Annotated in this window: 16 protein-coding genes; 2 read left to right on the forward strand and 14 right to left on the reverse strand. The window is 62.1% G+C overall.

Features of this window, described 5'->3' with window-relative positions; genetic code table 11:
* Window position 1: 1 nt before the first annotated feature.
* The 9 genes from A0257_08825 to A0257_08865 form a co-directional block, all read right to left on the reverse strand.
* Window positions 2-1,378: a dihydropyrimidinase gene (locus A0257_08825; GenBank protein AMR27190.1), complete on the reverse strand. Its 1,377-nt coding sequence runs from the start codon at window positions 1,376-1,378 to the stop codon at window positions 2-4.
* A 95-nt stretch (window positions 1,379-1,473) separates the two neighbouring features.
* Window positions 1,474-2,826, reverse strand: a complete 1,353-nt coding sequence (locus A0257_08830; GenBank protein ID AMR27191.1) for a hypothetical protein — start codon at window positions 2,824-2,826, stop codon at window positions 1,474-1,476.
* A 76-nt stretch (window positions 2,827-2,902) separates the two neighbouring features.
* Window positions 2,903-3,199: a hypothetical protein gene (locus A0257_08835; GenBank protein ID AMR27192.1), complete on the reverse strand. Its 297-nt coding sequence runs from the start codon at window positions 3,197-3,199 to the stop codon at window positions 2,903-2,905.
* 152 nt (window positions 3,200-3,351) lie between these two features.
* Window positions 3,352-4,809 (reverse strand): methylmalonate-semialdehyde dehydrogenase (acylating), encoded by a 1,458-nt coding sequence (locus tag A0257_08840; GenBank protein ID AMR29690.1) that lies wholly within the window; start codon window positions 4,807-4,809, stop codon window positions 3,352-3,354.
* A gap of 220 nt (window positions 4,810-5,029) precedes the next feature.
* Window positions 5,030-5,578 carry a hypothetical protein gene (locus A0257_08845; protein AMR27193.1) on the reverse strand — a complete coding sequence of 183 codons (549 nt, stop codon included), beginning with the start codon at window positions 5,576-5,578 and terminating at the stop codon, window positions 5,030-5,032.
* A 104-nt stretch (window positions 5,579-5,682) separates the two neighbouring features.
* A complete protein-coding gene (locus A0257_08850; protein ID AMR27194.1) occupies window positions 5,683-5,964 on the reverse strand; it encodes a hypothetical protein in 282 nt (93 codons plus the stop codon).
* Entirely contained in the window at window positions 5,964-6,602 is a 639-nt protein-coding gene (locus A0257_08855; GenBank protein ID AMR27195.1) for an acyl-phosphate glycerol 3-phosphate acyltransferase, read from the reverse strand. Before A0257_08855 ends, A0257_08850 begins: the two co-directional genes overlap by 1 nt.
* Before the next feature lie 44 nt (window positions 6,603-6,646).
* Entirely contained in the window at window positions 6,647-12,271 is a 5,625-nt protein-coding gene (locus A0257_08860) for a hypothetical protein (protein AMR27196.1), read from the reverse strand.
* A 58-nt stretch (window positions 12,272-12,329) separates the two neighbouring features.
* Window positions 12,330-13,160 (reverse strand): ribosomal protein L11 methyltransferase, encoded by an 831-nt coding sequence (locus A0257_08865; protein AMR27197.1) that lies wholly within the window; start codon window positions 13,158-13,160, stop codon window positions 12,330-12,332.
* 189 nt (window positions 13,161-13,349) lie between these two features.
* Here A0257_08865 and A0257_08870 point away from each other — a divergent pair, with 189 nt between their 5' ends.
* Together A0257_08870 and A0257_08875 are read left to right on the forward strand one after the other, a co-directional pair.
* A complete protein-coding gene (locus tag A0257_08870; GenBank protein ID AMR27198.1) occupies window positions 13,350-13,949 on the forward strand; it encodes a hypothetical protein in 600 nt (199 codons plus the stop codon).
* Window positions 13,950-13,990: 41 nt separating this feature from the next.
* Window positions 13,991-14,392: a hypothetical protein gene (locus tag A0257_08875; protein AMR27199.1), complete on the forward strand. Its 402-nt coding sequence runs from the start codon at window positions 13,991-13,993 to the stop codon at window positions 14,390-14,392.
* A 91-nt stretch (window positions 14,393-14,483) separates the two neighbouring features.
* Here A0257_08875 and A0257_08880 read toward each other — a convergent pair whose 3' ends face one another.
* The 5 genes from A0257_08880 to A0257_08900 form a co-directional block, all read right to left on the reverse strand.
* Entirely contained in the window at window positions 14,484-14,828 is a 345-nt protein-coding gene (locus tag A0257_08880) for a hypothetical protein (protein AMR29691.1), read from the reverse strand.
* A 133-nt stretch (window positions 14,829-14,961) separates the two neighbouring features.
* The gene (locus tag A0257_08885; GenBank protein AMR27200.1) at window positions 14,962-15,726 is read right to left on the reverse strand and encodes a triose-phosphate isomerase; all 765 of its coding nucleotides are present in this window, start codon (window positions 15,724-15,726) and stop codon (window positions 14,962-14,964) included.
* Between the two features lie 84 nt (window positions 15,727-15,810).
* A complete protein-coding gene (locus A0257_08890) occupies window positions 15,811-16,617 on the reverse strand; it encodes a hypothetical protein (protein ID AMR27201.1) in 807 nt (268 codons plus the stop codon).
* Between the two features lie 111 nt (window positions 16,618-16,728).
* Window positions 16,729-17,655 carry a cysteine synthase A gene (locus A0257_08895; protein ID AMR27202.1) on the reverse strand — a complete coding sequence of 309 codons (927 nt, stop codon included), beginning with the start codon at window positions 17,653-17,655 and terminating at the stop codon, window positions 16,729-16,731.
* Window positions 17,656-17,739: 84 nt separating this feature from the next.
* Entirely contained in the window at window positions 17,740-18,582 is an 843-nt protein-coding gene (locus A0257_08900) for a serine acetyltransferase (GenBank protein ID AMR27203.1), read from the reverse strand.
* Window positions 18,583-18,782 lie beyond the last annotated feature (200 nt).

Consider the following 18,782-nt stretch of genomic DNA (forward strand, 5'->3'; position numbering starts at 1 on the left):
ATCAAAAAGCCGTCTTCCCACGCTTGATAAACTGCCCGTAGCCGCGCCTTACTTTAGCTTCGCCGTGGTCGATGGCCACCTGGCCGCGCAGCAAAACCGTGTCTATTTTACCGGTCAGCTCCCAGCCTTCGTAGGCCGAGTAGTCGCAGTTCATGTGGTGGGTAGCGGCCGAAATCGTGTGCTTTTTCTCAGGGTCGAAAATCACCAAATCGGCGTCGGCCCCAATGCTGATGGTGCCTTTGCGCGGAAACAGGCCAAAGATTTTGGCGGCGTTGGTGGACGTTACTTCCACGAATTTCTGCGGTGTAATTCTCCCCTTCCCTACCCCCTCCGAAAATAGCAGCTCCATACGATGCTCCACGGCCGGGTGGCCGTTCGGGATTTTGGAGAAGTCGTCCTTGCCCATCAGCTTCTGCTCCCACCTAAACGGGCAGTGGTCGGTGCCCACCACGTTCACCAAGCCTTGATTGATGCCGGCCCACAGCGTGGCCTGGTCCTTTTTTTCGCGCAGTGGCGGCGACATGACCCACTTGGCACCCTCGGCCTCGTTTTCGTAGAGTGAAGCGTCGAGCAGCAGGTACTGGATGCAGGTTTCGACCAGCACGCGCTGATTGCGCTCGGTGGCGCGGCGCACCTGGTTGAGCGCGCCCTGGCAAGTAAGATGCACGATGTAGGCATTCACGCCCGTGTAATTGGCAATGTCGGCGAAGCGGCCCGAGGCTTCGGCCTCTGTCACTTCGGGCTGCGAGAGGTAGTGGTAGAGCGGGGTTAATTTCCCCTCGGCGCGGTGCTGGGCGATGAGCGTGTCAATCAGGTCGCCGTTGGTGGCGTGGGCGGTTACGAGGCCGCCGTGCTTTTTGACCTCTTGCATGAGGCCCACCATCTGCGCGTCGTCAATCATGAGCGCGCCTTTGTAGGCCATGAAGGTCTTGAAGGACGTGATGCCCTCGGCAATCATATCCTTGATTTCCAGCTGCGTATCCGAGTTGAAATCCGTCACGGCCATGTGGAAGGAATAGTCGCCCACGGCGTTGCCGGTGGCCCGGCCCTGCCACTCCTCTAGCGCGGCGCGCAGCGAGCTACCCTGCTTTTGCAGGATGAAATCGATGACCGTGGTGGTGCCGCCGTGCAAGGCGGCGCGGGTGCCAGTTTCGTAGGTGTCGCTGCTAAACGTGCCCATGAAGGGCATTTCCAAATGCACGTGCGGGTCGATGCCGCCGGGCATTATCAGCTTGCCAGTGCAGTCAATAACCTGCGCGCCGTCGGGCAGGGGTAGGCCCCGGCCAATGGCGGCGATGGTTTCGCCTTCGACCAGAATATCGCAAATACTGTCCGAGTCGGCCGTGATGACGCGGCCGTTTTTTAGCAGAATCGACATGATAAACAGTTAAGTGTAGCGCGGCCTCTGCGAGTCCGCGCGCTACACGATTAGCAGCTAACCCACGCGCGGACTCGCGGAGTCCGCGCTACAGCTTAGTGCGTGTGCGCGTCCGCGATTTTCAACGCCTCCGAAATAATTGCCAAGCCTTCATCCAGCTCCGCTTTATTGATACACAGCGGGGGGGCGATAAAAATGTAGTTCCAGCGCACGAAGGTGTACATGCCCAGCTCTTTAATCTTAGCGGCTACCTGGTTCATCACGCCCATTTGGTCGGGGGTAGCGTTCCAGGGGGCCATCGGCTCCTTGGTTTCGCGGTTTTTCACCAGCTCCAGGCAGCCGAGCAGGCCGGTGTTGCGCCAGTCGCCGATGCTGGGGTGCTGCTTAATTAGCTCAGCCACGCGCTCATCGAGGTACTGGCCCATCGCCACGGTGTTTTCGAGCAGGTTATCCTCCTGGTAAATGTCGAGCACGGCCACCGCGGCGGCGCAGCTCACGGGGTGGGCCGAGTAGGTGAGGCCCAGCGGCAAGGGCTTGTCGTCAAACGACTTGGCAATGGCTTCGTCAACGATTACCGCGCCCAGCGGCAGGTAGCCGGCCGTGATGCCCTTGGCGGTGGCAATTATATCCACTTTCACGCCGTGATGGTCGGAGCCGAACCATTTGCCGGTGCGGCCGAAGCCCGACATCACCTCGTCGGCCACCAGCAGAATGCCGTGCTGGTCACAGATTTCGCGCACCCGCGTCCAGTAGCCGGGCGGGTATTTGATGCAGCCCGACGTGCCCGACTCGCCTTCCAGAATAATGGCCGCCACGCTATTAGGGTTTTCGTAGCCAATAATGCGCTCCAGGGCATCGGCGGCGCGTTGGGCGCACTCCTCGGGGGTAGTGCTGTACCAGGGGCAGCGGTAGAAATACGGGTTTTCGACGTGTACCACGCCGGGCATGGCTTGGCTATCCATAGCAAACTTGCGCGGGTCGCCGCCCACGCTCATGGCTCCGTAGCTGGCCCCGTGAAACGACTGGTAGAGCGCCACAATCTTGTGCCGGCCGGTGTAGATGCGCGCCAGCTTGATGGCGTTTTCGATGGCCTCGGCCCCGCCCAGCGTGAAAAACGCCTTGGTCAGGTTGGGCGCGGTTATCTCGGCCAGCTTGCGGCCCAGGTCGCCGCGCGCCTTGGTTATCATGCCGGGATACACGTAGCTTACCTCGCGCATCTGGGCGGCCACGGCCTCGGTCACGCGCTGGTCGCCGTGACCGATATTCACGTTCATGAGCTGCGACGAAAAGTCGATATACCGCTTACCGTCGCGGTCGTAGAGGTACACGCCCGCTGCCCGCTCGGCGCTGATGGGACTGAGGCCCGTTTGCTTCGACCACGAGAAAAGCGTGTGGTCGAGGTTGTCGTGCAGAATTTGCTGCTGGTCGAGGTCGAGGGTAGGGTGCATGTGGCTGTATAAAATAAAGTAAACCAAGAACGTCATGTCGAGCTTGCCGAGACATCTCGCGTGCAGTCGTTGGGCCTCACCCGGCCCACGTATGCAAATCAATCGGTTCCCAGGCTGGATTTAGGGTATTAATTAAGAATTCCTTTTTGGCGCGTGCCCAGTTTTTAATCTGCTTTTCTCTGGCAATAGCTTGAATAGCATCGGGGCTTAGCTCAAAATAAACCAGCAGATTACATTGGTAGCGACCCGTGAATTTCCCAGCCTCGCCCAAGCCTTGACCGTGCTCATATAATCGCCGCTCCAAATTATTGGTAACGCCGGTGTACAGCACTGTTTGGGCCGGATTAGTCAGGATGTAGATGTAAAAACTCATAAGCTATTTACAGAAAAACGGCAAGGAAAAGGCGGTCATGTCGAGCTTGCCGAGACATCTCGCGTGGTTCGTTGAACGATTGGGTTAGTTGAGCACGCGAGATGTCTCGGCAAGCTCGACATGACGTTCTTTTTGGCGCGATACCGCGCTGACTAGCTCATCCAGTTCACCCGCGACTCGGGGTTCCACTTGGTAGTCGTCTTTTTCAGCTGCGTCCAGAACTCAATCGAGCTTTTCCCGGTGATATCACACGCGCCGAACTTGGATTCGTTCCAGCCGCCGAACGAGAAGGGCTCGCGGGGCACGGGCACGCCGATGTTCACGCCAATCATGCCGGCGCTGGCGTGGTCCATCACGTAGCGGGCATGGCTGCCGCTCTGCGTGAAAACGGCGGCGGCGTTGCCATAGGGGTTGGCATTTTCAATGACCAGAGCCTCATCGAGGCTCTTGGTGCGCATAATGGCCAGCACCGGGCCGAAGACTTCTTCTTTGGCGATGGCCATGTCGGGCGTCACGAAATCGACCACCGTGGGGCCGACGTAGTAGCCGTCTTCGTGGCCGGGCACTACGGCGCCACGCCCGTCAAGAAGCACTTTGGCCCCGGCGGCTTCGGCCTCGGTGATGTAGCGCTCGATGCGCTCCTTGGCCTCGCGGCTGATGACGGAGCCCAGGTTCTGGCCGGGAATAATCTTCTTAGCTTCTTCCACTAACTTACTTACAATGTGGTCGATGCCGCCTACCCCCACCATCGTGGAGCCGGCCATGCAGCGCTGGCCCGCGCAGCCCGACATGCTGGCCGCCACGTTGGAGGCCGTCATCTCGGGGTGAGCGTCGGGTAACACGATGAGGTGGTTTTTGGCCCCGCCCAGCGCCACGCAGCGCTTGAGGTTACTGGTGGCCCGGATGTAAACCGTCTTAGCGATGGGCGTCGAGCCCACGAACGACACGGCCTGAATATCGGGGTGGTCGCAGATGGCTTCCACAATGGTGCGGTCGCCGTTCACCACGTTGAGCACGCCGTCGGGCAGGCCGGCTTCTTTCAGTAATTCGGCGATTTTTACGGCGCTCAGCGGCACTTTCTCCGAGGGCTTCAGAATCATGCAATTGCCAAGCACCAGCGCGTTCGGGATGGTCCAGTGCGGCACCATGTTGGGGAAATTGAACGGGGCAATGCTGGCCACCACGCCCAGCGGCTTGCGCTCGGCGCGGGCCTCCACGCCCTTGCTCACTTCCAGAAACTCACCCTGCACTAGCTGCGGCAGCGAGCAGGCAAACTCGGTCAGCTCCACGGCCTTTTCGACTTCGGCGCGGGCCTCGTCGAAGGTCTTGCCGTTTTCCTCGCGCACGAGGTCGGCCAGGGCTTTCATGTCGCGCTCCAGCAGCGTTTTATAGCGGTAAAATATCTGCACCCGCTCTTTAATCGGAGTAGCCGACCAGGCCGGAAACGCGGCCTGCGCGGCCCGCACCGCCGCCTCCAAATCGGCCGCGCTACTCAGCGGCATCGCCGAGATAACGGCCCCGCTCAACGGACTGAACACGTCGAGCAGGGCCGCCGCCGGCGTGTCGAGGGGCTGGCCGGCTACGTAGTTGCGGATGGCGGGGTACTTCAACGCTTGCGTCTCCATGAATTACCGGAAGGTTTAGGGGATGCAAGCTACTGGTTTTTCTGGAATTGCAACTTATTCAGACACTTTTTACTGACTGATATCACGCAGCTGCTTCGTTGAAGTGGCTGCCGGGGGTAGCGCGATTTTTGTAAATCGCGTCCCTGCACCCTCAAAGCCAACCTATATGGCGCGGGGACGCGATTTACAAAAATCGCGCTACGGCCTACTGCGTTACATCACTACCCAAGATTTCGCGCAGCAGCGCGGCTTCGTGCTCCAGGCCGGCGAGGCGGGCTTCGAGCAGGCGCTGCGGGCCGGCTCCGCAGGTGAAGAGCAGCGCCTCCTCGGCCTCGCTCGCGAACAAAGCCAGCCAGTTTTCTTCGTGCGCGGGCCGCGCGCCGGAGCCGGTTCCGGCCCGCAAGGCGGGTAGGGCGGCCAGGCGGGCTTCGTAAGGAGCCGCGCGGTCGCGCAGCGCGGCTAGCTCGCGGCGCAGGCGGCGGGCGTGGTGCTGGCAGTAATCGAAGCGCGGCGCGAGGAGCGAGGGCTCGATGGGCGGCACCGGCAGCGGCGGCGCAGGAACGCTCCCCCCTGCCCCATCGGGCACCCGGCCCAGGCGCGCCCAATCGAGCCGGATACTTTGCTGGATAGCCGCTAAAGGCAGGCCGCGCCGGCCGCTTTCTAGGTGCGCCAGCTGGGTGCGGTCTATGCCTAGCCAGGAGGCCAGCCGCTCCTGCGTCAGGCCAAAATAGTCGCGGGTACTTACATCACGCATAGGTTAAAGTGAGTGGGTAGGGATTCTTTATTTGTCACAGTTTCAGTTGTAACAAATCTACTTGTGACAACTGAAATTGTGACAACCGGACGGTCAAAAGGCGGTCACTTAGTGAATTCCTCTTTAATAATTTTGCCGGTTTTAGGGTCAAGCGTGCAGCAAAAGCAGTCCCAGGTAGCTGCTTTCAGTGAATGACCATCACCCACAAAACTGGTATAAAAATCACCTGGCCGCCGCGCTTCTGCTATCCATAGCATACCACCTTCCGCATCATAAGCGTAAAGATTACGAGCGGGGCCGGCAAAAGGAAATTTCATCCAGTCGTAAATAACCAGCAGCTTGCCTTCAAAATACAGCGTTTCAACCACCCGAAATTCCATCGCCATTACCGCTTGCCCCACAGCGGCACGCGGCTTTCGGTGCCGGCGCGCAGGCGGCCAATGTTGGCCCGGTGCGTATAAATGAGCATGGCGGCCAGCAAAAAGCCAAACCAGACTTGCAGCGGGTTGGCGGGCCGGAAGGGGGGTAGGAGTTGCAAAAACGCGAAGGCCACGCCGGCCGTCATGCTGCTCAGAGATACGTAGCGCGTGGTGCCCAGCACCGCCAGAAACACCAGCAGCGCCCCGCCCACCGTGGCCGGCGCGATGGCCAGCATCATGCCCAGGATAGTGGCCACGCCCTTACCCCCCCGAAACTGCGCGAATACCGGAAATATGTGCCCCACCACCGCCAGCACGCCGCAGGCGAGGCGGTAGTAAAACGGGTTTTCGGGGGCGATGAGACCCTGGCTCAGCAGAAGATTAGGCAGAAAATACGCCGCCGCGAAGCCCTTAAAGGCATCAAACAGCAGCACGAAGGTGCCGGCTTTTTTGCCCAGCACCCGGAAGGTGTTGGTGGCGCCCGCGTTGCCGGAGCCGTGCTCCCGGATGTCGGCCAGGTTGAAAAACGCGCGGCCCACCCACAGCGCCGTGGGGATGGAACCAAGCAGATAGGCCGCGAGCAGCGCCGGAAAGATTAGTAGCATAGGCGCAAAAGTAAGCCGCCCCGGAGGTCGTCCGGGGCGGCAGGCTACGAGTCGCCGAAGGGGTCTTCTGCGGCGTTTTTCTTCTTCTTTTTCTTGGACTTCTTGTCCGGCTCCGCGCCGGGCTCGGCGTTGGGGTCGGCGGCGGGCTCGGCCGCTTTAGCTTTCTCCTTCTTCACCTTTTTATCGGGTTCGGGAGCGGCGGCCGGGTCGGCGGGCTGGGCCTTGTCCTTCTTGGGCTTGCTGGTAGAGTCGGGGGACGGGTCGGGGGTAGGCTTGGCGGCGGGCGCTTTGTCCTTACCCTTCCTGGCCGGCTCCACGGGGGGCGACTCCACAGCACCGTCGCCGAAAGGGTCATTGTCCTTTTTCTTTTTCTTGCGGCTGGTTTCCACGGGCGGCTCGCCGAGGCCGGCGTCGGGGGCGGCATCGTCTGCGGCCGTTTCGTCGGGCTTCTTGCGGCGGTTTTTCTTGGCTTCGAGGGCGGCCAGGGCAGCTTCCTCGGCGGCGGCTTTTTCCTGGGCAATCTGCTCCTCGGCGGCGGCCGTGGCCTTGCGGCGGGCCAGGGCCTCCTCGGCCGACTCGCCCAGATACGTCTTGCGGAAGCGCGTGCGGAAAGCTTCTACCTCGTCGAGGTCGCCCACGAACACGCCGTACTCAGTGGCCGTGTTCTGGTCGTATTTGGCTTTGGAGCTGATGGTGTAGTTATACTTCTCATCCAACGACTGCGTAATGAGCACATTCTTGTCGTAGCGGAAGTAGTAGAACGAGCCAGGCGAGGGCTCCAGGTAGAGCTCCACGTAGTCCTGCCCCTCCACGCGCTTGATTTCGAGCAGGCCGTTCATCAGCGCGTTGAGGGGCTGCTTGCCCACGCCGCCTACCCCCAGCTGGCCCACCGAGTACCAGGCCTGCTGCTTAGCGTTCCAGCGCAGGTCAACGCGGTTCAGCACCAGTGTGCGCAGGAACTTGGGCGAGAGCTTTTGGAGCGCGTCGGGGAGCGCGCCCATCTTGTGGTCGGCAAAGTTGCGGGCGGCCTGGTTGCCGCCAATCTGCGCCACGTTGTATAAGTCATCGGGCGAGCCGCCAATGGCATCGCCCGACGACTTAGTGAGCTTGGTCAGGTTGGCGGCCAGCATTTCCACGCTCTTGGCCGGCATAGTGGCATCGAAGGTCAGCAGCGTGCGCACCCGGTAGGCCCCCGAGTCGGGCGCGGCCACGCCCACCCCGGCCCCGGTCAGCGTAAAGTTCTTGTTGGGAGTCGTGAAGGTCATCGGGCCGCGCCAAGTCAGGTGGTCGGTCATCTCGTTGTAGGTCAGGGCCGCGCCCTCATACTGGTCGGGGTCGGCCAGGTCCTGGCGAGCCAGCGAATAAATGCCCGCCTTGGTGTCGTAGTGCAGCATTCCATCCACCTTGAAGAGCGGCAGGTCGTTCGGCGTAGTGGGCCGGCCAAAGTACAGGGGGTAGAGGCCGGGGCGCTCATCACCCCAGAACAGGCCCGCCAGCAGCGGCTCGCCGTCCTCGCCCTTGGCTTCCTTCAGGTTGATGTTGATGTTCTTGGGGTTAACCGTGTCGCGCATGGCCACCCACTCCGAGGCTGCCTTGTTCTTGCTGAAATTCAGCCGCACGTCGCCCTCAAACGCCAGGCCGCGCCGCTGCGAGTTCAGCGTCACCTCGCCCCGGTAGCCGAGGCGCGGGGCCAGGTTGAAGTGGTCGTCGGCCGCCACTTTGGCGGCCCCGGTCAGGCTCACGCTGGGGGTAGAGGTGGGCTCGTTGGCGGGCTTGCGGCTGGCCAGCGCCAGCAGGCCGCGCTTGCGGCCGGCGGTAGCCGCGGGGTGAAAGGCCGCCGAATCGGGCCGAAAGTCGCTGAAGGTGATAGAGGTAGAATCGCCGTTGGCGTACTTAAACGTGTACTTGGCCCGGCCCGTGAATTCGAGCCGCGACTTCAGCACGAGCTTGCCCAGGTAGAGCTGGTGAAATTTCGACACCGAATCCATGAGGATGCGCGCCCGCTCGATTTCCTGGAACCGCCCACCGGGCAGCACCGCTATCCGGCCCGAATCGGGCAGCACCCACGAGTCGGCAATGGCCACGTAGGGCACGCCCCGCGCTTGCAGCTTGTACTTGGCCAGGTCGTAGGTTGCGGCCGTGGCCTTGAATTTGAGCCCCAGCTGCTCGGGCATGGTGGAGGTGAAATACGAGCGCGCCGAGTCGGCCCCGGCGGCCCGTAGCTGCACGCGCTTGCGCTTAAAGTCCCAGCGGCCCTCGCTGAGCGAGCTGCGAAAAGCGCTGTACGGCAAGTCAATATCGGCCTTGCTACCATCTTCGCGCTTGAATTCGGCGAAGCCCTGCTTCAGGTCATAGGTAAAGCCCACGTCGTTGGCAACCAGCGCGGGCTTGCCCGCCTGGGCCGATTTAACACTGAGCAGCGCGTTGCGGCCGGAGTACGAATCGTTCTTAAAGACCAGCTCCTCGGAGCGCACGTAGCTCTGCGGGCCATCGAGGCGGCCCGCGCCGCCCACCAGGGCGGGCGTCACCAGCAGCGAGCCTTTAAACGTGTGGTCGGCGTAGAGTTTAGCCACGGCCCCATCGGGCGGCGTGCGCAGGTGCAGGGAGTCAGTGCGCACGCCCCAGTTGATGAGGTAGCCGGGGGGTAGGCTCACCTTGGGGGAGGTCAGACTGGCCACGATGGACCCCGTTTTGCCCACGCCGGTCAGCGAATCATTGTACATCACGAAGCGGTCACTTTCCAGCTTGGCGGTGAGGTACGTAACGGTGCCATTCGCCTGCAGGCCCTCCGCGTTCAGCTCCACCTTGGCCCCGGCCGAGAGGTGGCCCTTGCCGCCGTAGAGGGGGTAGCCCCCGGCCGGCACAACATGCTTGAAGCCCATCGAACCGTCGGCCTGGGTGGTGAGCGCCGTTTTAATGGGTGGCAGGGCCGGGCTATGAAACGTGCCGATAAAGCGCCCCGTGGAGCGCCCCGTACCCATCGAGTCGAAGCTGAAGGGCGGCACGTCGAAGTAGGTAGTCGAGTCGTAAACGCCGCCCAGCACGTCGGGCTTGTTGAAGTACACGAAGGCCCCCGAAGAGGAGGTGAACGACGGGTATTTGGGCAGCTTCTTGCGGCCCGAGCGGTTGGTGGGCTCGTTCAGATACAGCCGACCGGTTTGAAATTTATTTTTATTGGTGAGCGTAAACTTAGCCGTCATCGCTATCCCATCGCTGACCGTCGAGTTGCGGGCCTTCTTATTGTTGCGCCGCCGGATGGTGAGCGAGTCAATCTGCGGCATATCAATGTAGTAGCCATCGTAGTCGAAGTGAAAATCCCGGCCTTTGAAGCCATAAATCGTCGTCTTAACCCGCCCGCCAAAACTCAGGTCGCGATTATGCAGCAGCCGCACTACCCCGCTGTCGGGCTGCACCACCACCGATGATGAATCGTCGGAAAAGCTGAACTGCTTCACCCCCCGCAGCTGAAGCTGGTTGGAGTTCAAATCGAGGGTAGCGCTGCGGCCCGAGCCAGTCAGCGACTTGATATCGATATGGTCGAAATCTTTTTTATCGCGCGCCGCGCCCACGTAGTGACGGCCCTTACGCAGTAAAATAACTTCGCCGGTCTGCTGGTTGATATCCACGTAGCCCTCACGGGCCAGGCCCTCCATCGCCGAGCGCAGGTTCGCTTCCGAGGTGTGGGTAGCCTCTGCCACGTCGTGCACGTTCAGCACGTCGCCGTGGCCGTGGGCGATGCTGTAGCCCAGCAGCATTTGCAGCGGGTGCAGGCGGTTGATAGTCTTGAGCTGCTGGTAGCGGGTGTTGGAGAAGAAATTCTTACTCTCGAAATCAGCCGAAACCTGGGTGGGGGTCGTGATGATGCTAAAGTCCATCTTGGGCTCGCGCAGGTTCCAGACCAGCATTTGCGCCCGGATATCAACCTGGTGGTAGGAGTCCGAATACGGCGCGCCGCGGTACAGGCCTTTCTCGTAGAGTAGCTTGAGCTGCTCCTTGCCTTTCAGGTATTTCAGCTCCACGCCGGGGTGGGTAATCGAATCGCCGGTGCTGGTGTAGAGCGCCACCGCCGCCCGGCTGGCCGTGATAACTGAGTCGCCGAGCACGAAATTGCGCGAAGCCGAGCGAAAGCGCAGCTTGTTGTCCTGCCGCACCGTAAAGTGGGCCAGTGAGCCATCGAGCGCCGTCGAGAGCACCTGCCCGCCCGCAATCGACACGCCGCCCTGGTAGCTGATGCCGGCGCCCACGTCCTTGAGGCGCGCGTCGTTGGTGAGTGAGATGAAGCGGGGGTAGCTGCTCTCGGTGGCACCCGGCTTGCGGCGCACGCTTTTGTAGCTGAGGGCACCCTTTATCGGGGCTTCGAGCAGCGCCGGGTAGGTCAGCGTCACGGGCTGAGCCGTGAACTCGGGCTTGCTCAAATCGAAGTCGAAGCCCGATAGCTCGGCCGTCACGGGGTTGCCCTTGATAGTCCAGGCCACCTGGCCGCCCGTGGCCACGAGGCGGCTGCTGCCCGGCGCTATCGTGCCGCTCACCTTGCGCAGCACGATGGAGTCGCCGTTGGTGCGCATCACCAAGTCAGCGTCTTTAATTTCGATAACCGGCCCGCTCACGGGCGGGGGGTAGTAGGCATCATAAGCCGCCGCGGCCGAGGGCACAAACGGCTGGCTGGCCTGGTCGAAGTCGTTGGTGCCGGGCGCGGGGGTAGCGACTGGTTTGGCAGCTACGGGTTTGGGCGCGGCTTTAGCCGGAGTTTTAGCCAGGACTTTGGCGGGCGCTTTTTTCTTGACCGGCGTGCCCCAGCCGTCGTTGGCAACTTTTTTCTTGGGGCTGCTCACGGGCGCGCCCCAGCCATCATCGGCAGTGTTCTTGGCGGCCTTGCTGCCGCCGCTCCACATGTCGGCGGTGTCCCAGCCATCGCTGGCGCGCTTTTTCTTGGCTACCGGCTTAGCTGACGCTGACCTTTGGTTAGGTTTGGGCGCGGGCCTGGCAGCGGCCTTAGCAACCGGCTTGGCCGCGGCGGCGGGGGGTAGGGCGGCCGGCTTGGGCGCGGCGGGCGCGTCAAACGTGGCGTTGGGGTCGGGCGCGGCGGCCACTTTGTAGGCAAACGACAGCTGCCCGCCCGTGGCCCGCAGCGCATTGAAGCCCGAGCGGTACACGTAGCCGCCGCCAAACACCCGCGCGGTAGCCATCAAATATTTTTCGACCTCGGTGGCCGGGTCTTTTTCCAGTGACTGCCCCAGCGCGTCGAGATACTGGTCCAGCTGCTTATCGCTGAGGCCGGCTTTGGTTTTGCCATTCACCAGGGCGCTATAAAAAGCCGTGAGGTGCGGAATGGGCCGCAGCTTTTTGTCCAGCATTTTCTGCGACAGCGCGGCGATGGTCGTCTGCTGGCTGGTCGTGAGCTGGTTGCTACCCCAGAGCTGCCGCAGCTGGTCGCCCAGGTTTTTAGCCCCGGCGTTATTGGTGGCCAGCATCATCGTGCGCACGTCGATAATGAACTGCGCCGGGTCGGGCGAGAGATGGCCCGTGTAGCGGGCCACCGCCGTTTGGGCGGCGCGCGCGTCGCCCGCCGCCCGCCCATTAGGTGGGGGAGCAGCAGGTTTTGTAGTTTGAGCCCAAGCAGGCAGCAGCGGTAACGATAAAAAGAAAAATATCCTAGTTAAACACTTCATATAATAGGACTAAAACCAGATTAAACCGGCGTAAAAGCCCCAGGCGAAGCTAAGGCGGCTACAATTTCGTGAAAATTGCTGAAATCCAGCTACGCAGGCTCCGATGGCGCTCATATCGCAGGCCCTGGCGGGTGGCTTCGGCCGTTATTTTGGGCAAATCTTCCTCGTAAAACCCACTAAATAAAATTGGGTTCCCGCTGGGTAGCAGCCGGGCGTAGGCCGCCATGTCTTCGAGCAAAACATTGCGGTTGATATTGGCCAGAATGAGGTCGAAGGGCGCTTCATCGGCCAGGATTTCGGCCCCGCCCAGCCGGCACTCGATGGTGCGGCAGTGGTTTTCGGCGGCGTTGTCGCGGGCGTTTTCCACGGTCCAGGGCTCCACGTCCACGGCCAGCACCTGGCGCGCGCCCAATTTCTCAGCCATAATGGCCAAGATGCCGGTGCCGCAGCCCATGTCCAGCACGCGCTTGCCGTGGTGGTCGAGGTCGAGCTGATTCTCAATCATGAGGGCCGTGGTTTCGTGGTGGCCGGTGCCAAACGACATGCGCGGCATTATTTCGATGTCATATTCCACACCTTCGGGCCGGGGGTGAAACGGCGCCCGCACCGACACGCGGCCGGCAATGATGAGGGGCTGAAAATTCTTTTCCCACTCGCTGTTCCAGTTCTGGCGCGTGATGATGCGGTCCGAAAACGCCAGCTCGCCGAGGCCTTCGTAGCGGCTCATAATTTCGGCCACCGCATCGCGGTCAAATACTTCCTCGGTGGTGTAGGCGCAAAAGCCGGCGTCGTTGTCTTCGAAGGTGTCGAAGCCGACTTCGCCCAGCTCGGCCACCAGAATGTCGGCCAGCTCGGGCGGGGCCTGCACGGTCAGTTCAATAAAATCCATTGTAATGCGGGTGTAATGGGGGGGTAGGGCGGGCGATAAAAAAGCAGAATGCCCGCGAAGTTCGCCGGAAACCGGCCGGCGCGCCGCGCCGGCTCCTCAAGTCCTCTCACGCAGAAACTAGTGCCCGTGCGTTAACCCCTTTATTTGCAAGCGGAAACTTCCCCTCACTGTTCTTCTTTTCTCACAATGATGACATCTCGCCTACCCCTGCTGGCCGCGCTGCTGCTGACTGGTGGCCTCAGCGCCTGTGGCAATAAGGACAAAGCCGCTGAGCAAACCGCGGCCGCCACTGAGCAAATTCCGGCCACCGTGCCCGCCGCCGGCAGCGGCACCCCTACCCCCGAGCCCGCCGCCGGGGTGGCCGCTACCACGCCGCCCGCCACGTTTGACCTGAGCTCGGTGCCGGTTTCGGCGGCCAACATGGGTAGCTTTCCCTACCTCAGCAAGCTGCCTGGCTACCACCTGAACGTGCCTTCCGACAGCGTGGACTATGAGTTCGACCGCCTCTACGTATATGATGGCAAGCAGATGCTGCCGGTGGAAGGGCACGTGCTGCGGCGTGCTTATGTAGCGGTTAATGACCAAAAGGAAACCTCGGAGCTGATGATGGAGCGCAACTACGACAACCTGATAAAGAGCCTGGGCGGGGTCAAGGTCTGGTCGGGCGACATTCCCAGCGAAGCGAAGGACAAAGTCGGCGACGACTACGGCAAGTACCACGGCCTGGATGCCGGCAAGTCGGCGGACACCTATCTCATTCGGCAGAAGGATAAGCAGGTGTGGGTGTAGCTGGCCCCCAACAACTACAGCTACACCCTCAACGTGGTGGAGTGGGCCGCCATGCCCCAGAAGCTAACGGTGACGCCCGCCGCCGAGCTAAAAAAAAACTAGCGGCGGAGGGCCACGTGGCCCTTTACCTGAATTTTGACCCGGATAAAGCCACCCTGCGGCCCGCTGCCCAGCCGGTGCTGGCCGAGGTGCGGACGCTGCTCACCCAGAGCCCCGAGCTGCGCCTGGCCGTGCAGGGCCACACCGACAACACGAGCACGCCCGCCCACAACCAGCAGCTGAGCGAGGCCCGCGCCCAGGCCGTAGTGGCCGCCCTCACCGCGCAGGGCATCGCCGCCAGCCGCCTGAGCGCCAGCGGCTTCGGCCAAACCAAGCCGCTGGCCGACAACGCCACCGAAGCCGGCCGCGCCCAAAACCGCCGCGTAGAGCTGGTGAGGCAGTAGCGCCTACCCCCAAACGCAACAATCGCCGCCGCCCGAAACCTCCACGATTTCGGACGACGGCGATTGCTTTTAAGAAGCAAAGGCAAGAAAACTAATTTTGCTTGCAGCCCGCAAAGGAACGGACCTTGGTGTAGTGAATGGCAAAGTCGGCCCGGCTGCGGTCGGTGGTCACGTAGAGCACGTAGTCGGCGAATTCGCGGTTTTCGGTTGGGCACCACAGGCCGGCCTGGTCGGCGAAGAGTTTGTTGGTTTCGTTGAAAACCAGCACGTCGGCAAAAGCCTGCTCGGGTTCGACGTACACCACGGCGAAGCACGAATTGGCCCGGCGCGGGTCCATTTCGAGGTACACCGAGCCGTAGATTTTACACGGCTCGACCGAGCCCGCCGGGTGCGCCGCCGGCCCTACCCCCCCCGAAACGGGCGAAGTGACGAGCAGCAAAAAAGTGAGTAAAAGCGAGAGCATGGCCGGGGCTGCGAAGAAAAAGTGAGGCAGATTTTTACGGGTTTAACGCATCAAAGGCAAGAATTCTGCCCAAAGTGCAAACCCTTCCCCCGGCAGTGCCAGGGCGCTAGAAGGACTTTACAATCTCGGCAAAATCGCGCGATTTCAGTGATGCGCCCCCGATGAGGCCGCCATCGACGTCGGGTTGAGAGAAGAGTTCGCGGGCGTTCTGCGCGTTGCACGAGCCACCGTATAAAATGGTGGTATCGGCCGCCGTGGCCGCGTCGTAGGCCGCCGCCACCTGCGCCCGAATGAAGGCGTGGACTTCCTGCGCTTGCTGGGTGCTGGCCGTGCGCCCCGTGCCAATGGCCCAAATGGGCTCGTAGGCAATCACTACCCCCCTAAATTCTTCCTTAGTGAGGTGAAAAAGGCCGGCGGCCAATTGCTGGCCCAGGAAGTCGAAAGTTTCGTCGGCCTCGCGGGTTTCGAGGCTTTCGCCCACGCAAAAAATCGGCTTCAGGCCGGCTTTCAGGGCGGTTTTCAGCTTTTCGGCCAGCAGGCCATCGTCTTCGCGGAAGTGCTGGCGGCGCTCGGAGTGGCCCAGAATCACGTAGTCGCAGCCCACCGATTGCAACTGCTTGGCCGAGACCTCGCCGGTGTAGGCCCCGCTTTCTTTTTGGTGAAAATTCTGCGCGCCGAGGGCGGGGTTGCCGCCGTCGCCCAGCAGCTGGCCCACGGCCATCAGCAGGGGGTAGGGCGGGCAAATGACCACTTGCGGACGCTCGGCGGGCAGCTCGGTATTCAGCAGCTGCACGAGTTCGGTGGTCAGGGCCTGCGCTTCGGGCAGGGTGAGGTTCATTTTCCAGTTGCCGGCAACGAAATTCTGGCGCATCAGAGAAAGGCTAAAAAGTAAGAAACAACCGCGAGGGCTCGGGGCAAAAGTACGGCACCGGGGCAGCCCCGCCCTACCCCCCACCTACCGGGCCAACGCCACCCGGCCGGGCGCGCGGCGGCGCTGCCAGCTCGCCAGCGCGGCCCCCACCAGCAGCGCCCCGGCCGCCCCCAGCGCCGTGAGCGCCAGGCTGGGTTCGGCGGCGCGCTGGGCCTGCCAGGTGCCCACCAGGCCCCAGGCAATGGGCAGCGGCAGCAGCGCATCGCGAAAGTGCCAGGCCAGCGCCCCACCCAGCCCAGCCGCCACCACCAGCAAGGCGTAGCAACCCACCAGGCTGGCCTGGGCCGACCACACCAACCCGTGCGCGCCAAAGCCATCGCGCAAACCAAAAATAAAATTGAGCACCGCGGCCAGCATTATCCAGCCCAGGTACAGGCTCAGAAACCACACCGGCCAGCCGGGCGCGGCATCGGCCAGCACCAGCCGCCGCGCCCGGCCGTAGGTCTGGGCCAGCAGCAGCAGGATAAATAGCATCACCGTGAGGCTGGCCCCAATGAGGCCGTAGCTGAATACCAGCGTCCAGGCCGTAGTCATCACCACGGCGCGGGTCAGCAGCGAATTAAGTTGGCGGGGTAGGGCGGCCGCTCGCTGCGCGGGCAGCAGCTGCCACCCGGTGTACATCACCAAGCCCGTAAAAATGACACTCCAGATGCTGAACGCGTAGCCCGCCGGCGTGAGCAGCGTGGGGTGCCGCGCCGACATGGCCCCGTTGCTGATGGCCCCGTCCGGCGGGTTGGCATTGTATAAGTAGTTGACGTACAGGCAGCCAACTACGGCTACTGGCAGCAGCCAGCGCCAAAAGCGGTCGGCGGGGGTTTCGGTCTTTTCCAAAGGAATTAAAAATTAAAAATGATGAATTAAAAATTACTCCTGCGAATGCTAACGGCTCCCGCCCGGCGAATTTCAGAGGTAATTTTTAATTCATCATTTTTAATTTTTAATTCAAACGAACAGGCCCTCAACCGAGAGGTAGCGCTCGCCAGTGTCGTAGCAGAACGTGAGCACTTTGCCACCCTGGGGCACATCGGCCAGCTTTTTGGCCACGGCGGCCAGCGAAGCGCCCGACGAGATGCCGCACAAAATGCCTTCTTCCCTGGCCGCGCGGCGCGTCATTTCGAAGGCCTCATCGCGGGTTACCAGAATGACGCCATCGAGAATATCGGTGTGCAGGTTTTCGGGAATGAAGCCCGCGCCGATGCCCTGAATGGGGTGCGGCCCCGGCGCGCCGCCGCTGATAACGGGCGAGGCTTCCGGCTCCACGGCGAAGGTTTTCATGTGGGGGAAGTGCGGCTTCAGCGCCTCGGTCACGCCCGTGATGTGGCCGCCCGTGCCCACACCCGTGATGTGCATGTCGAAGCCGCCCGCGGGCGCATCGGCCAGAATTTCCTGGGCCGTGGTGTCGATGTGCGCCTGAATGTTGGCGGGGTTCGAGAACTGCATCGGCATCCAGGCGCCGGGCGTGTTGGCTACCATTTCCTGGGCCTTGGCGATGGCCGCCTTCATGCCGCCTTCGCGGGGCGTCAGCTCCAGGTTGGCGCCGTAGGCTGCCATCAGGCGGCGGCGCTCGATGCTCATGCTCTCGGGCATTACCAGCGTGATTTTGTAGCCTTTCACGGCGGCCACCAGCGCCAGCCCTACCCCCGTGTTGCCCGAGGTAGGCTCAATAATAACGCTGTCTTTGGTGAGAATGCCGTCTTTTTCGGCCTGCTCAATCATACTGAGCGCGATGCGGTCCTTGATGGAGCCGCCGGGGTTCTGGCGCTCCAGCTTCATCCACACCTCCACGTCGGGGCGCTCGGCGGCGAAAAGCTTGTTGAGTTTGACCAGCGGCGTGTGGCCGATAACGTCGAGAATGGAATTAGCTTTCATGGGCAGTGGGTGAATGAGTGGATGGGTGAATGGGTGGGTTGGCGCGGGAGAGAGGGTATTTCATTCACCCATTCACTCATTGAATCAAATCGAAAACATCAGCTCGGCGGCGGGGTCGTCCTGGCGGGCCATGTGCAGCTGGGCGCGGTGATAGACCCGCGAGTGCGAGGGCACGCTCTCGGTCAGCCACACGTTGCCGCCGATGATGCTGCGCGTGCCAATGACCGTGCTACCCCCCAGAATAGTGGCGTTGGCGTAAATAACCACGTGGTCCTCAATAGTGGGGTGGCGCTTGAGGCCCTGCAAGGCTTTGGCCACGCTGAGCGCACCCAACGTAACACCTTGATAGAGTTGCACATGCGCACCAATCTCAGCCGTTTCGCCAATGACGATGCCCGTGCCGTGGTCGATGCAGAACGCCGGCCCGATGCGCGCGCCGGGGTGAATGTCGATGCCGGTGCGCTGGTGGGCGTACTCGCTCAGCAGGCGGGGTAGGCGCGGCACGCCACGCTGGTGCAGGGCATGGGCCAGTCGGTGCAGGGCCGTGGCATAAAACCCTGGATACGTGTTCAGTATCTCCGCTATACTTTGCGCAGCGGGGTCGGCGGCCAGGGTGGCGTCGGCGTCGCGCAGCAGCGCGGCGCGCAGGTTGGGCAGGCCGTTGGAGAGGTCGGCAGCGAGAGTGGCGGGAGGGGTAGGGAGGCCAGGCACCTGGGCCAGTAGCTCAGCCAACTCTGATTGCAGGTGGTAGAGCGTGGCGGCCACGGCATCGGTGCCGGCCAGCGGCTTGGTGGCCCGCTCGGGAAAGAGCACGGCCAGCACCTGCTCGGCTAGCGCGCAAAAAGCGGGGCCGGGCAGGGCAGTGGGCACGGCCGCATGTGCCCGTGCCAATTGCTCAGCAAACGTTTCGAGGGCGGCGGCAGACACGGCAGAATCATACTAATAAGCGAAAAACCGGCCCGGCGCTACGCGGCGGCCGAGCGGCTTGGGTTTCTTAACCGGCGGGGTTGGCCGAAGGTTTTGGGCCGGCCGCGGCACAACCGCCGGCCCCGCCCCGCCGTTAGCAAGGGCAGCTGCGAGGCGGAGTGGCACTCCGTTTTCAGCTTTTTGCTACCCCCTTCTCATCT

The sequence above is a fragment of the Hymenobacter psoromatis genome (genome assembly GCA_001596155.1).
Classification (GTDB): domain Bacteria; phylum Bacteroidota; class Bacteroidia; order Cytophagales; family Hymenobacteraceae; genus Hymenobacter.

Excerpts from the sequence above, each read along its gene's own strand:
- A0257_08830 (AMR27191.1), bottom strand. The coding sequence starts at position 2,826 with ATGCACCCTACCCTCGACCTCGACCAGCAGCAAATTCTGCACGACAAC.
- A0257_08850 (AMR27194.1), bottom strand. The coding sequence starts at position 5,964 with ATGGCGATGGAATTTCGGGTGGTTGAAACGCTGTATTTTGAAGGCAAG.
- A0257_08825 (AMR27190.1), bottom strand. The coding sequence starts at position 1,378 with ATGTCGATTCTGCTAAAAAACGGCCGCGTCATCACGGCCGACTCGGAC.
- A0257_08865 (AMR27197.1), bottom strand. The coding sequence starts at position 13,160 with ATGGATTTTATTGAACTGACCGTGCAGGCCCCGCCCGAGCTGGCCGAC.
- A0257_08860 (AMR27196.1), bottom strand. The coding sequence starts at position 12,271 with ATGAAGTGTTTAACTAGGATATTTTTCTTTTTATCGTTACCGCTGCTG.
- A0257_08835 (AMR27192.1), bottom strand. The coding sequence starts at position 3,199 with ATGAGTTTTTACATCTACATCCTGACTAATCCGGCCCAAACAGTGCTG.
- A0257_08845 (AMR27193.1), bottom strand. The coding sequence starts at position 5,578 with ATGCGTGATGTAAGTACCCGCGACTATTTTGGCCTGACGCAGGAGCGG.
- A0257_08885 (AMR27200.1), bottom strand. The coding sequence starts at position 15,726 with ATGCGCCAGAATTTCGTTGCCGGCAACTGGAAAATGAACCTCACCCTG.
- A0257_08895 (AMR27202.1), bottom strand. The coding sequence starts at position 17,655 with ATGAAAGCTAATTCCATTCTCGACGTTATCGGCCACACGCCGCTGGTC.
- A0257_08855 (AMR27195.1), bottom strand. The coding sequence starts at position 6,602 with ATGCTACTAATCTTTCCGGCGCTGCTCGCGGCCTATCTGCTTGGTTCC.
- A0257_08870 (AMR27198.1), top strand. The coding sequence starts at position 13,350 with ATGACATCTCGCCTACCCCTGCTGGCCGCGCTGCTGCTGACTGGTGGC.